At 33.4% G+C, this 15610-nt stretch carries 15 protein-coding genes and 1 tRNA gene; 11 read left to right on the top strand and 5 right to left on the bottom strand.

What is annotated here, in order from left to right:
• Position 1: 1 nt before the first annotated feature.
• The 3 genes from AC1EU5_RS13870 (at position 2) to AC1EU5_RS13860 (ending at position 3073) form a co-directional block, all read left to right on the top strand.
• Complete coding sequence (locus tag AC1EU5_RS13870; RefSeq protein ID WP_480193006.1) at positions 2 to 550, top strand: peptidylprolyl isomerase; 549 nt, start codon at positions 2 to 4, stop codon at positions 548 to 550.
• Between the two features lie 197 nt (positions 551 to 747).
• On the top strand, positions 748 to 2337 hold the full coding sequence (locus AC1EU5_RS13865) for an amidase (protein ID WP_480193005.1): 1590 nt from the start codon (positions 748 to 750) through the stop codon (positions 2335 to 2337).
• Positions 2338 to 2356: 19 nt separating this feature from the next.
• Positions 2357 to 3073 carry a DUF4197 domain-containing protein gene (locus AC1EU5_RS13860; RefSeq protein ID WP_480193004.1) on the top strand — a complete coding sequence of 239 codons (717 nt, stop codon included), beginning with the start codon at positions 2357 to 2359 and terminating at the stop codon, positions 3071 to 3073.
• A 51-nt stretch (positions 3074 to 3124) separates the two neighbouring features.
• Here AC1EU5_RS13860 and odhB read toward each other — a convergent pair whose 3' ends face one another.
• Together odhB and AC1EU5_RS13850 are read right to left on the bottom strand one after the other, a co-directional pair.
• Positions 3125 to 4336, bottom strand: a complete 1212-nt coding sequence (gene odhB / locus AC1EU5_RS13855; RefSeq protein ID WP_480193003.1) for a 2-oxoglutarate dehydrogenase complex dihydrolipoyllysine-residue succinyltransferase — start codon at positions 4334 to 4336, stop codon at positions 3125 to 3127.
• A gap of 68 nt (positions 4337 to 4404) precedes the next feature.
• Positions 4405 to 7134 (bottom strand): 2-oxoglutarate dehydrogenase E1 component, encoded by a 2730-nt coding sequence (locus tag AC1EU5_RS13850; RefSeq protein WP_480193002.1) that lies wholly within the window; start codon positions 7132 to 7134, stop codon positions 4405 to 4407.
• Positions 7135 to 7386: 252 nt separating this feature from the next.
• Here AC1EU5_RS13850 and AC1EU5_RS13845 point away from each other — a divergent pair, with 252 nt between their 5' ends.
• Together AC1EU5_RS13845 and AC1EU5_RS13840 are read left to right on the top strand one after the other, a co-directional pair.
• Entirely contained in the window at positions 7387 to 7671 is a 285-nt protein-coding gene (locus AC1EU5_RS13845) for a GIY-YIG nuclease family protein (RefSeq protein WP_480193001.1), read from the top strand.
• Positions 7672 to 7677: 6 nt separating this feature from the next.
• A tRNA-Asn gene (locus tag AC1EU5_RS13840) sits at positions 7678 to 7751 on the top strand.
• Between the two features lie 288 nt (positions 7752 to 8039).
• Here the strand turns inward: AC1EU5_RS13840 and AC1EU5_RS13835 are convergent.
• Genes AC1EU5_RS13835 through AC1EU5_RS13825 form a run of 3 tightly spaced genes read right to left on the bottom strand, consistent with a single transcriptional unit; the run spans position 8040 to position 10304 of the window.
• Positions 8040 to 8582 (bottom strand): RloB family protein, encoded by a 543-nt coding sequence (locus AC1EU5_RS13835; RefSeq protein ID WP_480193000.1) that lies wholly within the window; start codon positions 8580 to 8582, stop codon positions 8040 to 8042.
• A gap of 29 nt (positions 8583 to 8611) precedes the next feature.
• Complete coding sequence (locus AC1EU5_RS13830) at positions 8612 to 9313, bottom strand: LytR/AlgR family response regulator transcription factor (protein ID WP_480192999.1); 702 nt, start codon at positions 9311 to 9313, stop codon at positions 8612 to 8614.
• A 4-nt stretch (positions 9314 to 9317) separates the two neighbouring features.
• Positions 9318 to 10304 (bottom strand): sensor histidine kinase, encoded by a 987-nt coding sequence (locus AC1EU5_RS13825; RefSeq protein ID WP_480192998.1) that lies wholly within the window; start codon positions 10302 to 10304, stop codon positions 9318 to 9320.
• A 252-nt stretch (positions 10305 to 10556) separates the two neighbouring features.
• On the opposite strand from AC1EU5_RS13825, the gene AC1EU5_RS13820 reads away from it, so the two are divergent.
• From AC1EU5_RS13820 to AC1EU5_RS13795, 6 genes are all read left to right on the top strand, one after another.
• Positions 10557 to 11570, top strand: a complete 1014-nt coding sequence (locus tag AC1EU5_RS13820) for an SMP-30/gluconolactonase/LRE family protein (RefSeq protein ID WP_480192997.1) — start codon at positions 10557 to 10559, stop codon at positions 11568 to 11570.
• Positions 11563 to 11958, top strand: a complete 396-nt coding sequence (locus AC1EU5_RS13815) for a DoxX family protein (protein ID WP_480192996.1) — start codon at positions 11563 to 11565, stop codon at positions 11956 to 11958. The genes AC1EU5_RS13820 and AC1EU5_RS13815 overlap by 8 nt, the downstream gene beginning before the upstream one ends.
• Positions 11959 to 11963: 5 nt before the next feature.
• Entirely contained in the window at positions 11964 to 13358 is a 1395-nt protein-coding gene (locus AC1EU5_RS13810; RefSeq protein WP_480192995.1) for a TolB family protein, read from the top strand.
• Between the two features lie 29 nt (positions 13359 to 13387).
• Positions 13388 to 13903 carry a hypothetical protein gene (locus tag AC1EU5_RS13805; RefSeq protein WP_480192994.1) on the top strand — a complete coding sequence of 172 codons (516 nt, stop codon included), beginning with the start codon at positions 13388 to 13390 and terminating at the stop codon, positions 13901 to 13903.
• 59 nt (positions 13904 to 13962) lie between these two features.
• Positions 13963 to 14760 (top strand): nucleotidyltransferase family protein, encoded by a 798-nt coding sequence (locus AC1EU5_RS13800; RefSeq protein ID WP_480192993.1) that lies wholly within the window; start codon positions 13963 to 13965, stop codon positions 14758 to 14760.
• A gap of 143 nt (positions 14761 to 14903) precedes the next feature.
• Positions 14904 to 15608, top strand: a complete 705-nt coding sequence (locus tag AC1EU5_RS13795) for a hypothetical protein (protein ID WP_480192992.1) — start codon at positions 14904 to 14906, stop codon at positions 15606 to 15608.
• Positions 15609 to 15610: the final 2 nt, after the last annotated feature.

Below are 15610 nucleotides of genomic sequence, written 5' to 3'. Positions count from 1 at the left end.
TATGGTGTCACCCCAGACCTTTGAAGCAAGATTTGAAACCACAAAAGGTAATTTTGATATAAAAGTAAATAAGGCGTGGTCTCCTAAAGCAGTGGATAGATTATATCAACTTATCTCCACAGGTTTTTATACCGATATTGCTTTATTCAGAGTCGTTCCGAAATTTGTAGTTCAATTTGGAATTCATAATGACTCTACACTTAATAACTCTTGGAAAAAATATAAGGTTATTGATGAACCGGTTATAGAAAAGAATTTAGAAGGATATATTGCCTATGCCAGAGATGGAAAAGATACTAGGACAACTCAAATTTTCATTAATTTAAAAAGTAACTCTCCTAGACTAGATACCATCAACTATAATAATGTTAAAGGATTTCCTGTAATTGGTAAGGTTACTAATGGCATGAACGTGATTAAGTCTTTCTATGATGAATACAAAGAAAAACCTTCACACAGGCAGGATTCTATAGAAAAATATGGTAATGCTTATTTGAAAAAGAATTTCCCTAAATTAGACTACATTAAAAGAGCCTATATTTTAAAATAAAAACATTCCGCAGGAAAAAGTCTCATTGAGCTTATAGGTACCTACGGAATGGGAATTAAATGCACTAAGTAAACGTAGTACTTTTTAAAAAAGTATAATTTTTTTAAAAATAATATCCACATTATGTGGATATCCTTTTAAATAGAAATCTTGTATTAAAAAGTTTGTAATTTAGTACAGCACTATAAACACTTCAAATGAGATTTTTCATAACTCTATACATCAAACTGCTTCTGTTTTTCGTCATTCTATCATGCAATTCTTCATCAAATAATGTGGGTGAAGTAAATAATTTTGAAGGCTTTTCTTTTGAAGAGATTACTATTGAAAAAATTCAAGAAGCTTATAATAATGGTGATTATACTATTACTGAACTTACTGAACATTTTTTAAATTATATTGATGAGATTGATACTAATGGCCCTACATTAAATTCAATCATTCAAGTAAATCCTGATGCTATTTCTATTGCAAAACAACTCGATCAAGAGTTAAAAGAAGGTAAGTCTCGGGGGTCACTACATGGTATTCCAATAATATTAAAGGATAATATTGATACGCATGACAATATGTTTACCACTGCTGGTTCAAGAGCATTAGCCGATTCTAAGCCTTTAAAAGATAGCTATGTAGCAAAAAAACTGAAGGAGGCGGGCGCTATTATTATCGCAAAGGCTAACTTGAGCGAATGGGCTAATTTTAGGGGAGAACTTTCCTCGAGTGGATGGAGCGGCATTAACGGGCAAACTAAAAATCCTTATGTGCTTGATAGAAATCCTTGTGGTTCAAGTAGCGGATCAGGTGCAGCGGTATCAGCAGGTTTATGCCTTGTAGCTATAGGTACAGAAACAAATGGTTCAATAGTATGCCCTTCTAATGCTAATGGTGTAGTTGGTATAAAACCTACTGTTGGTTTGATAAGTCGTTCCGGAATCATTCCAATTTCTTTTACACAGGATACGGCAGGTCCTATGGCCAGGTCGCTTACTGATGCAACACTATGCTTAAATTTTTTGACTGGTATTGATTCTACAGATACCAAAACATTGGCAAGTACTAATACTATTCAAAAAGACTATACCAAATTTCTGAAGGCGGATGGTTTAAAAGGTAAGCGCATAGGAGTCTATAAAAGGCCTCTTGGCAGAAACTTTAAAGTAGATACCTTATTTAATGAAGCTGTAGCTTTTATTGAAAGTCAAGGAGCAGAACTCATTGAAATTGATAAAATAGCCGAAAGTAATGTGGGTAATTTATCTTTTGAAATTATGCTTTATGAATATAAAGATGGCTTAAATAACTATTTTAAATCTTTAGGGAAAGATGCAAAAATCAAAAGCTTAGAAGAACTTATTGAATTTAACAAACAAGATTCTATAGAATTAAGTTTTTACAATCAGAAGTATTTAGAAATGGCTCAAGAAAAAGATGACCTTAATTCTGAAGATTATAGAACAAAGTTAGCGGCAATGCTTAAAGGTTCTAGGGAGTATGGCATTGATAAAGTCATGAACACGCACAATCTAGATGCAATTATTGCTCCTACGGGAGGACCGGCTTGGAAAACAGATCATTTGAATGGTGATTCTTTTGGACTTGGCAGCTCTTCGCCAGCAGCTAGAGCAGGATATCCAAATATTTCTGTACCTATGGGATTTGTGGGCGAATTACCGGTAGGAATATCGTTTTTTGGAAGAGCATGGAGCGAACCTATTCTTCTAGAAATTGCTTACGCCTATGAACAAGGCACCAAGCATAGAAAAGCACCCAAATTTCTAGAAAACTAATTTAACCAGTATAAAATCTATGAAACATATTAGAAATACCGCATTTGTAATAGTTCTATTTTTAAGCTCTTGTGCAGAATTACAGCAGGTGGTAAATCAATTACCTTCAGAAACTGTTACGAATACCGATATAGCAAATGGATTACGACAAGCGTTAGATTATGGTGTTTCAAAACAGGTCAATAAATTAACCTTAAAAGATGGTTTTTACAGGAATGAATTGGTCAAGATCTTGCTACCTGAAGAACTTAAAAAAGTTGATAAAACATTACGAAATATAGGCTTGGGAAACCTTGCCGATGAAGGCTTAAAAGTTTTGAATAGAGCTGCGGAAGATGCGGTAAGTGAGGCCACTCCTATTTTTGTGGCTGCTGTTAAGAATATCACTTTTATTGATGCAAAAAACATCCTGTTAGGAAATGACAAAGCAGCCACTAATTATTTAAAAACAAATACTTCAAAGGCGTTGTACTCTAAATTTCATCCTGTTATAAAAAGTTCTTTTGAAAAAGTGGGAGCTGATAAAATATGGGAAAATCTTATTAATAAATACAATAACCTACCCATTGTTTTTAATAAAGTTAACCCTGACTTAACAGATTATGTAACTATAGAAGCCTTAAATGGAGTCTATACTATGATAGCTGTTGAAGAAAAAGAGATTAGAACAAAAGTAGCTTCAAGAACGACCTCCTTACTTCAAAAAGTGTTCGCACTACAAGATGGTGTAAACTAAAAACCCACTACCAAATGGCAATGGGTTTTAGATTTTAGTTTTTTATTAAGATCACATTTCCAATGCCTTCTTAGGATTATTATCCATCAACAATTCTACCGGATTTTCTAAGGCCTCTTTTGCTGCTACCAAGAATCCTACTGACTCACGTCCATCAATGATTCTATGATCATAAGATAATGCTACAAACATTACGGGTTGAATCACAACTTGTCTGTCAACGGCCATGGGTCGTTCAACAATATTATGCATTCCTAGAATAGCACTTTGCGGTGGATTGATAATTGGCGTAGATAACATAGAGCCAAACACCCCACCATTGGTAATAGTAAATGTTCCTCCTGTCATTTCATCAACTGTAATTTCTCCTTCTCGTGCTCTAATAGCTAGTCGTTTTACTTCAGCTTCAACTCCTCTAAACGTTAGGTTTTCAGCATTACGAATTACCGGAACCATCAACCCTTTGGGACCAGATACGGCAATAGAAATATCTTGAAAATCATGAGATATTTTATAATCACCATCAATCATTGAATTTACATCAGGGTACAACTGTAATGCTCTTACCACAGCCTTTGTAAAGAAGCTCATAAAACCTAAGCTCACGCCATGTCTGGCTTTAAAATCTTCTTTATACTCTTTGCGCAAATCAAAAATGGGTTGCATATTCACCTCATTAAATGTGGTGAGCATAGCCGTTTCATTCTTAACTGAAACTAGTCTTTCCGCTACCTTTCTGCGTAACATTGAAAGCTTTTTACGCTCTGAACCGCGCGATCCTCCCGAAGTAGGAGCTCCCATACTTGGTGTTGCTTTGATGGCATCTTCTTTGGTAATTCTGCCATCCCTTCCAGTACCATTCACTTGAGATGTTTCCATCCCTTTTTCAGCTAGCACTTTTTTAGCCGCTGGTGAAGCAGTACCACTAGCATAAGTAGTTTTATTTTCAGCAGGTTTCGCTTCTTCCTTTTCTGGAGCTTCTTGTTTTTCTTCTTTAGCAGGGGTTGAAGTTCCTTCAGGTTTTACAGCACTTGTATCAATATGACATACCACAGCACCTACAGCCACAGCATCACCTTCTTCTGCTTTCAGGGTGATAATACCACTTTCCTCTGCCGGCAGTTCTAGTGTAGCTTTATCTGAATCTACTTCAGCTATAGCCTGATCTTTTTCTACATAATCACCATCTTCCACAAGCCATTGTGCTATTTCTACTTCTGTAATGGATTCCCCCGGAGAAGGAACTTTCATTTCTAAAACCATATTTTCTTATTTTCAATGATCAAAATCCAAAAATGAACTACCACTTGGATTTTGAGGTTTTGTTATTGTTAATCAAATACTTTATCAATTACTTTTTGATGTCTTGATTTAAATCGTGCGCTCGAACCTGCTGCAGGTACCGAATAAAAATTTCTTGATGCGACTTCTAATGTTACTAAGTTAAATCGTTGCAACATATAACTCCATGCACCCATATTCTGAGGCTCTTCCTGTGCCCATACATATCGTTTTGCATTCTTATACTTATTAATTACATCTTGTAATTTTTCTTCATGTAAAGGGAATAACTGTTCAATGCGAACCAACGCAACATCTTCCCTGCTTAGCTTTTCTCTTTCGGCCAACAAATCATAATAAAACTTACCAGTACAAAACACCAGTTTCTTCACTTTTTTAGCTTCAATAGTATCATCAATCACCTCTTGAAATTCTCCTTTGGAGAACTCTTGAAGTTTTGAAACTGCCTTTGGATGGCGCAATAAACTCTTTGGTGTAAAAACGATTAATGGCTTTCTAAACTTTCGTTTCATCTGCCTTCTTAGTAAGTGAAAGAAATTAGCTGGCGTAGAACAATCCGCAACAGTCATATTATCTGTAGCACACAATTGCAAATAACGCTCTATGCGCGCTGATGAATGTTCTGGGCCTTGCCCTTCATAACCATGAGGCAGTAATACTACAATACCGTTTTGCATTTTCCACTTGTCCTCTGCTGAAGAGATATATTGATCAAACATGATCTGAGCTCCATTAGAGAAGTCGCCAAACTGCGCTTCCCAAATAGTCAAAGTATCAGGATTTGCCATGGCATATCCATAATCAAACCCCAGCACGCCATATTCTGACAAAAGGGAGTTATAAATAAACATCTCACCCTTATTCTTGGGATTGGTATTTAATAGATTGATCCGTTCCTCAGAAATTTCATCACGTAAAATTGCATGTCTGTGACTAAAAGTACCACGTTCAACATCCTGACCAGATATTCTAATATTATATCCTTCCTCTAAAAGGCTACCATAGGCCATTGTTTCTCCAAGACCCCAGTCAATTGCATCAGTTTCTATCATTTTAGCTCTACCTGCTAAAATACGTTCTGCTTTACGCAAAAACTTAACCTTTTCAGGTACAGTTGAAATAACATTGGCAATGCCTTTTAAAGCCGATTCTTTATAAGTAGTATTAATTTTTTGAAGCATTGAATCTACAGAAACACGTTCAAAATCTTGCCAACGCTCTTCCATAAAAAGTGCTATACTTGATGAAGTATCTTGTTTAGACTTTTCATACTCAACCTCCAGCATCCCTTTAAAGTCAGCAATTACCTTTTTCTTATAATCCTCGTCAATAACACCTTCATTGATCAATCGTTCAGCATAGATATCTCTTGGGTTTTGATGCTTTGCAATTACCTTATAGAGTTTGGGTTGTGTAAATCTTGGTTCATCACCTTCGTTATGACCATATTTTCTATAGCCTAACAAATCTATGAACACATCACGTTTAAAACGCATTCTGAATTCTAATGCCATTTCAGTGGCATGCACAACCGCTTCTGCATCATCTGCATTAACGTGCAAGACAGGTGACAATGTTACCTTTCCTACATCCGTACAATAGGTACTTGATCTAGCATCTAGATAATTGGTAGTAAATCCTATTTGGTTATTTACCACTATATGAACCGTTCCTCCTGTTTTATAGCCATTAAGCTTTGCCATTTGAATGACTTCGTAAACCACTCCTTGCCCAGCAATGGCAGCATCACCATGCACTAAAATTGGTAGTATTTTAGAAGAGTCTCCACCATAATCATTATCAATCTTTGCTCTTGTTATACCTTCAACAATAGCATCTACCGTTTCTAAATGTGATGGATTTGGGCACAAGTTCATCTTAATTTGCTTACCATTTTGATAGGTCTTATCAAGTGTAAGCCCCAAATGGTATTTTACATCACCATCTATTGTATCATCTTCAAAATCCTTCCCTTCAAATTCACTAAACAACTCACGAGCGGGTTTTCTAAAAACATTGATTAACGTACTTAACCTCCCGCGATGTGCCATTCCTAATACACACTCCTTTAAACCAAACTTATTTGTAGCTTGATAGAGCATATTACTTATTGCAGGAATTAAAGCCTCGCCACCTTCTAGTGAAAAACGCTTCTGCCCTACATATTTAGTTTGCAAAAACTGCTCAAAAGTAACCGCGTGATTTAACTTTGAAAGAATATACTTCTTCTTGTCAGCATCAAATTGAGGATGATTATCATTTCTATTCAACTGATCTTGCCACCATTTAATCTCCTCGGGTTTTCTAATATACATATATTCAACACCTATGGCATCGCAATAAATAGCTTCAAGATGTTTGATAATTTCACTCAGACTTTTGCTCCCAATTCCTAATACTTCTCCTGCGTCAAATACCGTACTTAAATCATCCGTAGAAAGTCCAAAATTTTCAATATCAAGAGTAGGTATATACTTTCTACGCTCACGTACCGGATTGGTTTTGGTGAACAAGTGGCCTCTTGTTCTATATCCATTGATTAACTCCACTACCTGAAACTCTTTTTGAACATGCTCAGGTACTTCTATTGAAGTGACGGTAGATTCCCCATCTAATGAATAATTTGTATTAGCCAGGTCATAGCCTTGAAAAAAGCTACGCCAACTTGGTTCAACTGAATCCGGATTTATAAGGTACTTATCATATAAATCTGCAATAAATCCAGAATGAGCAGCATTTAAAAAGGAAAACCTATCCATATACGTTTGTTGATCGGTTGTAAAATGATTAACAAAAGTACAATTTTTTGCAAGAAAAAAGGTCTGAAATAAAAGCCAAAAAGGCGCTATTAAAATAATTCAAAAAAAACTTTTTTGTGCTTGCAGAAAGTATAAAAACGATTATATTTGCACACGCAAATTTAAAATTTCAGTATTTTAAATTCCTCCTTAGCTCATCCCGATAGTTATCGGGAGGTTAGAGCAAAGAAGAAAGCAAGTTCTTTAATAGCAATGGAATATTGTGTTTATATAATTTATTCTAAAGAGTTGAATAAATTATATGTGGGTGAAACTTCTGATTTTAATAAAAGATTAGAAGAACATAATACATGTTTTTATGTTAATTCATTTACGTCAAAGACGCAAGATTGGATGTTGTTTTTTAAAATTGATTGTGATTCTAAAAACCAAGCAATTAAAATTGAAAAACATATTAAGAATATGAAAAGTACTTCGTATTACCGAAACCTTAAAAAATATCCAGAAGTTGTACAAAAATTAAAGGAAAAATATTAAGCATATTCCTCCTTAGCTCAGTTGGTTAGAGCATCTGACTGTTAATCAGAGGGTCCTTGGTTCGAGCCCAAGAGGGGGAGCAGCATAAATAAAGGCTTTGAGAGTTTTTTGACTTTCGAAGCTTTTTTCATTTGCACGCAATTTGCACGCAGAAGTCATCTTCATAAATTTTGAATCCATTTATTGCAAGTTAGTATATATCAAAAACTTAATCAATATTTTGGGTTATTTTCTTCTGGAAGTTTTACTTACAAGAATTTTTAAAAAGCAAAGTATTTCACCGTAAAAAAAGATGGAATATGGTTAATGCAACAAAATATACGTAATGCTGCCTATGTTTTTATGTCAAAAGCAACATATAAAACTAGTTAGTAAGACAAATACTTATTTAATTCTTCCACTAAACCAAAGATATAAGTAATAGGGTTTTGTAGATTGGGAGCTATGCCGTCATGAATTTGAACCAATTTTTTCGCTCTATCAATAGCTTCTTCTTGACTTGCATCATTATCCTTCAATAAAGTATCATATAAATCTAAAGCAAACTTTCTCTTCTTACCCTCTTTTTCATAATTAATACCGAAAATAACACTCAACTGAGTATAATAATACTTCCGATGATTCCTTTGATCATTAAATTGATAATGCAAATAAATCCATAATTCAAACGCATCATTAGAATACGCACATTTTATCCCTTCATTTTTACATACCTCAATAGCATTATTAAAATCTTCTTTTTGGCCATTTATCTCAGGCATGAAATCCATATCGAAAACACACCAAACTTCATCATAATTACTATCCTTAGCTAAATTTATCGTACATTCAACTAAAGTGGTTTTTGAACAACCTATTTCAATAGTTGACAAAATTAAATTCATTACAAAACCAACTATTTTATTATCCAATCGATACTATTTTACTTCACATTTTTTCATTACCTCTTTATATTAAGTTTTTTAAAAAATGCTTCTTTGTAAGTGTTTCCTATTGAAAGTTGTTTATTTACAATTTCAACGTAATTACTGCCAAAGGCAGTAACTTTTGAAAGCGGAATAATATAGGACTTGTGGATACGTATAAATTTATTCTCTAGTAATTCTTCTTCCAGGTCAATTAACTTGTGATAGACAACTAAATAATTTTCTTTTAAATGGATTTTTACATAATTACCCAAACCTTCAATGTAAAATATTTCGTCATAAAATACTTTAACATTTTTTCCGTCAACCCTAAAGTATTGATAAGCTCTTTCCTTTTCAACTTTATTGTTTGAATCATTTTTAGTTTTAATATTGACCTTATTCACTGCCATTAAAAATCTTTCAAAAGAAAAGGGTTTAAGCAGATAATCAATAACATTAAGTTCATAGGCTTCTAGAGCAAACTCTCTATATGCTGTTGTAAGAATTGTCTTTGGCGGGTTGGACAAAGTTTTTAAAAAACTCAACCCAGATATTTTCGGCATCTCTATATCTAAAAAAAGAATGTCTATGGAATGTTCTTGAAGTACTTTTAAAGCTTCTATAGCATTATCACAAATACCAAATAATTCTAGGTTAGGAGTTTCTCCAATAAAGCCTTTAATTATATTTTGAGCAATTGGTTCATCATCTACTATTAAACATTTGAGGGCCATTCCACTAAAATTTTATTGTTAATTCTACGATAAAAATATCATCAGATTTAGAAATTTCTAACTTTTTCCTATCGCCATAAATTAAGTCTAAACGACGAGAAACATTCTTTAGCCCCAAACCTCCATTCTCATTACTATTTTCCTCTTGAGTTTCTAAAAAACTATTCTTAATAACAAAACCTAGAGATTTAATATTTGCGTTTAATGTTATATCTATAAACCCTTTTTCAACTTCATTTTTTAAGCCATGTTTAAAGGCATTTTCAACGAAAGGAATTAATATTAATGGTGGAATTTCAATGCCATTATTTTCAATATTAACTTCAAAATTTATTTTTACTCGCCTTTCATACCGCTCTTTCTCCAGAGTAATAATATTTTGGATCAAAGTCAATTCTTTAACCAAAGCTATTTTATCTGTATTTGATTCATAAAGTGTATAATTTAGAATATCCGATAGTTTAAGAATAAGGTTGGGTGTTTTTTCAGATTTTTCTAATGCTAAACCGTATATACTATTTAAGGTATTAAAAAGAAAATGTGGGTTCGTTTGAGATTTTAGAAATTTTAATTCAGCCTCAGTTTTTTCTTGTTTCAGCGTTTCAGTTTCTTTTCTTTGTTTAAACCAGTCTATAAATAACTTGAAACCAGTAGTAAATGCTACTGGAGAAACTATTATTAAAATAGACTGAAGCAGTTTTGGAACATCAAAAGGATTTAAACGTACACGTTCAGTTACCCATTCTGGGAAGAATTTTGGATACCCCCAATATAGTACAAAGTATCTATGTGAAATGCCGACAATCACTAATAATAAGAGAAGTGAAAAAAAATAGGCGAAGAATTTACTCTTATATAAATATTTAGGAATGAGTATAAACCAATTAAAATATACAGCTATTATTCTTGATGGCAAGAATAACAACTCAAATATAACAGCATCAAGAAATGATTGCCTATATCCCCATTCTGATATAGCAAAGGAGGCCATGATAATTATCCAAAACAGAATATGATATAAAACGTTTCTTACCTTCAACTTTCTTTGTACTAATCTACAAACCTACTATTTTAAGCATCTTCTTTAAAGTTTTTATTTAAAATGTTTAATGATTGATGTAAACTTCATCTTTAAGCTACACATAACAAATGTGATGTTATACATAAGGTTCGCAATACTTAGTATAAAAAATAAATGGCCTCTTTTAACAAGACTTAAATTAGAAAACAAAAATTTTACTTTATGAAACGAATATTACTTTTTTGCATATCTATATTGAGTCTCAATTTTTCAATATCCTTAGATGCTCAAAATTTATCTAAAAATTTAAATAACAGCAATTTAGCCTATGCAATACCTGAAAAAGATTTGCTCCCTGAAAGCATTGCATATGACTCAAAGCTTGGAGATTTTTATGTTGGAAGTACCAGAAAAGGAAAAATAGTCAAAATCGCTAGCAATGGTTCCATTACAGATTTTATTAAATCAAAACAATCAGGCTTGTGGATGGTGATTGGTTTGAAAATAGATTCTCAAAGAAGAATATTATGGGCATGCAGTTCCGGTGGGGATAATCTTCAGGCCTATGAATTAAAGGATGAAGTTGAAGGAAGGCCGGCTGGAATTTTTAAATTCGATTTAGATACGGGAAAATTAATTAAAAAATACATTCTTGATACTCCATCAGAAATACATTTCTTCAATGATATAGTTCTAAAAAAGAATGGCGATGTCTTCATAACGCATATGTTCAAAGAGCATTCGATTTATAAAATCACTACAAAAAGAGATAAGCTAGAGCAAGCATTTTCATCACCAATAATCAAATATCCGAATGGACTTACTCTATCTAAAGATGAATCAAAATTGTATATAGCTCATTCTGAAGGTATTGCGATTATAGATATATCTAACGGTGAAATAGCTCCCTTAACCATTCCCGAAGGTTTAAAAATTGCCAGAAGAGAAAGTATTGATGGTTTGTACTTGCTAAACAACTCATTAATCGGTATACAGCCAGATATTAAAACGATCCAGCAATTTTATTTGAATCGCGATGGAACTTCAATAATAAAATCCAAATTACTAGAAGTCAATCACCCTATGATGAATAATCCAACAACTGGAGAAATTGTAGGTAATGTCTTGTATTATATAGCGAACGCTCAATTTGGAAGCTTTGACAAAAACGGAAACTTATTTCCAATGGAAAAACTATATGAACCTATCATTTTAAAGACTAAAATAAATGAATAAGATACCTTTGATTAATTTGACATGGCTTTTACGGTATTGGCTCGGAATAATGCTTATTTATCACAGTCATTGGCTCTTTTTTGATTCAAATGCGGTAATTCAATTTACCGAGTTTATAGCTAGTAAAGGCTTCCCTATTCCAAAAATTCTTGCATATGTAGCCAAATCAATTGAATTTTTTGGAGGAATACTATTGCTTTTAGGCTTATTTACAAGAACGGTTTCATTCTTAATTATCCTAGTACTTGGTGTGGCTGCCTTTTATATACATAAAGGGTTATTTTGGAGCGAAGGTGAATTGGCATTCAATTATTTATTGATAGCAGTAATCCTTTTTTTTAATCCCAATATTCCTTTCAAATTATTTGATAAAAATAACCCAAAATAAAAGTAATGAAACCAATATTTAGTAAAAAAATAAAACCGTTGTGCTTAGTTATAGGTTTTATAATAATTGGATTCTATGGGCATGCACAGAAAGATGAATCAGAATCAGATAAATATGTAACTCTTTTTAACTACTTAACAAACAAAGGTGGTGTATGGAAAGCTTTTAATCCAAATTTTAAAGTTGGGGATACTGTTGGATTTAAAGATTTTATTTTAAAATTTTCGAAAAAAGATCGTTTTAGTATAGAAGGAAATATCTATGGCATTAGTTCGAAAAAAGACACTATTCACTTTTGGTCTTTTTCAGAATTCTATTCACCATATAAGAAAAAGGCCATTATAATTCAACGATCATCTAATGGGAGCATCTATGCTCTAGGAGAATCTACCATTGTGAACAAGGATGAACGCGTTGCAAAAATGGAATTTTTCTATCCCAACGGAGCTTCACAAAAGCAAAAAGACATTCATTTACTTTTCGGCGAAGATAAAATGCGATCCACCGCTTACATAAATGATGAAAACAACGAACAAAAGATGTTGACTACATTGGTTTGGGAGCGTAAATATGAGAAAATATACGATTACAAATACGCTATAGTTATTCCAAATTCTAACAGATTACTTTTTGTGTCAGACAGAGATGGAGATGATGAAATTTATAGTATGGATACAGATGGTAATAATGTAAAACAACTAACGAATAATGAATCTAAAGATTTTCTGCCAGATGTATCACCAGATGGAAAAGAAATAATGTTTACATCTCAGAGAGATAGAAGAGATGAACTTTATAAAATGAATATTGATGGTTCAAATCAAGTACAAATAACTAATAATAATAGATTGGGTAATGAAGCAGATTGGTCACCTGATGGTAAAAAAATTGTGTATTTAAATCAACCAAAAGAGCATACACCTCCATGTATGTTTATAATAAATCCCGACGGAACGGGAAGGACTAAAGTAACTAAAAGTGTTGGCTTAGTTGAAAGTTTTCCTAACTGGTCTAAAACGGGTAAATACATTTCTTATACACAAGGTAATAATGGTGGACGCAATCCTGATTCTTATGTTTATGAGGTTGCGACCGGAAAGGTATTTGCAGCTGCTGAAGGTGAATTTAATGAGTTTGGAACACATTGGTTAGATAGTGATGAAAACTTACTTTTTTCATCAAATAGGTCCGGTAACTACCATATTTATATGGTTAATATTAAAACAAAAAAATTGGAGCAGTTAACCGATGGTGATTCTCATGAGTCTTCGCCAAAAACAGGTTTTAAACCTAACTCAATTTTATTCATTTCAGATAGATCTGGATCAAGCAGGATTTACTCTATGGATTTGAAAACTAAAGAAGTAACTCTTATTGAAGCGAATTGGAACAACCTATGAATTTTAATAAGTAAGTAATAAAAGATACTATGAACAGAAGTAAATTTTTAAAAACTGGAATAGTTACCGCTAGCGCAATAGTTGTAGCGCCAACATTGTTATTTAGCAAAAACACTATTATAAATCAAGATCAACCCCAATTAGACAAAGAACTTGTAGCTAAGTTTGTGAGTGCTGGTCATAGTAAAATAGATGTTGTAAAAGAACTTTTAGATGAGCATCCAACTTTACTGAATGCTGCTCACGATTGGAGAGGGGGAGATTTTGAAACAGCACTTGGTGCAGCAACTCATGTTGGTTATAAGAAATTGGCTCAATATTTAATTGATAAAGGCGCTCAAATCAATTTATTTACCGCAGCTATGTTTGGAAGGATGGATATTATTAAGCCTATGTTAGAGTATTTTCCAAAAAGTTTACATGCCAAAGGTCCTCATGGCTATACATTACTTCATCATGCAATTGCAGGTGGCACAGAAGCAGAACCTGTAGCCGAATATTTAAAATCATTAGGAGCTAAAGAGACAAAGATTGCTTTGTATTAGTTAGTTGTTGGTATTCATTGTAAGCGAGAGAAAATTAAGCGATATAAATTTGAAAAACTTTGAACACTAATATCTTACCTCATCACCAGCGCGCAATCAATAACCTTGTGAAAGAATATCAGAACGATAAACGGTTTGAGGCTTTAATCATCGGCGGGTCAGTTGCCAAAGGATGCGCCAGGCCGGATTCAGATATCGATTTTATGATGGTTGCCACAGATGAAGAATTTAAAAACCGACAAAAAGTAGGAGACTTTTTTATCAACCGAACGGACTTGACAGATTATTCTGGTGGCTTTGTGGATGGAAAAGTCATCGACATGCATTACTTGAGACAAGTCGTTGACAGAGGAAATGAACCCACCCGTTCGGCATTTGATCGGGCGATCATAGCTTTTTCAAAAGTAGATGACCTGGCTAGCATTATCAATTCTATCCAACAATACCCAGAAACCGAACGGGACCAAAAAATACGAAAATTCTATTCGATGACCTTTATTCAAAATTGGCTAATGGGTGAAGCAGAGCGACATGGTAACATTTACACGAAAAGCCGCGCCGCATCGCAGCTTGTGTTGTTTGCCGGGAGGTTGATTCTCACATACAATCGTGTATTTTTTCCATATCACAAGTGGTTTTACGAATACTTGTCAAGATGCAATGACAAACCCAAGAACCTGATCAAAGAAATGAATCAGGTTTTAAACCGGCCTACTGTAGAAAATGCTAGTCGGCTGTTCGAAAACGTCCAAGGATTTAGGGACTGGGATGTAACTGATATTGAAGCTTTTCATTGGTTTATGGAAGATATAGAATGGTCCTGGAGAAATAATAAAGCACCCCTTGAGGACTGGTAGTATGTAAGAAAAAAAGAATTCGAATTAGAAGGAAACAAAAAGAATGAATAACGAAATGTTATCAGAATAAAAGCATGAGTTCAAAAAATAAAATACGATGGCTAATTTTCTCATTAATCAGTCTAGTTCTTATAAACCTATCGATGTTATTATTTCTAGCCGATATAAAAAATGAAAACTCAAAGTTTGAGATAATTGATGTTGAAAGAATTAATATTAAAGAACCAGACGGAACTATAAAAATGGTTATTTCAAACCAGAAACAATTCCCCCAAGAAATTAGTATGGATGGATGGACAAAAAAACATAAACGTAAAACACCAGGTATTTTGTTTTATAACGCCGAAGGTGTAGAAAGTGGCGGGCTTATTTACAATAGTGAAGTAAATGATAATGGAGATGTTACTGCTAGTCACCATTTATCATTTGATCGTTACAAACAAGACCAAACCATAGCACTTAGCTATAAAGATAGTAATGGTAAATATACTTCTGGACTATCAATTGTTGACAGACCTAGTGAGTCCTTAGCATCTATTGAAACACGCTATGAATTAGCCTCGGAAGAAGAAAAAGATAGCATAAGGGCAAATGCTGTTCGTGGTATCTCTAGAATATGGCTGGGAACCACAAACGAAAAACCAAATACAAGAGGAGCATATTTAATTATGAATTCGGAAAAAGGATCTAACATTTTAATGTTAACCATAGATGAGGAAGAAGGCTCTATCAAATTTTTAGATAAAAAACAGATGGTAAGATTGTCTATTGGACTAAACTCTATGAGTCAACCTGAAATTAAGTTTTATGATGAAAATGGACTTGTTACCAAAAGTATTATCAATTAAAA

It is taken from the genome of Maritimimonas sp. 2405UD52-3, from assembly GCF_056591715.1.
The sequence above is the reverse complement of the archived record's forward strand: the minus strand, read 5'-3'. Positions and strand labels throughout refer to the sequence as shown.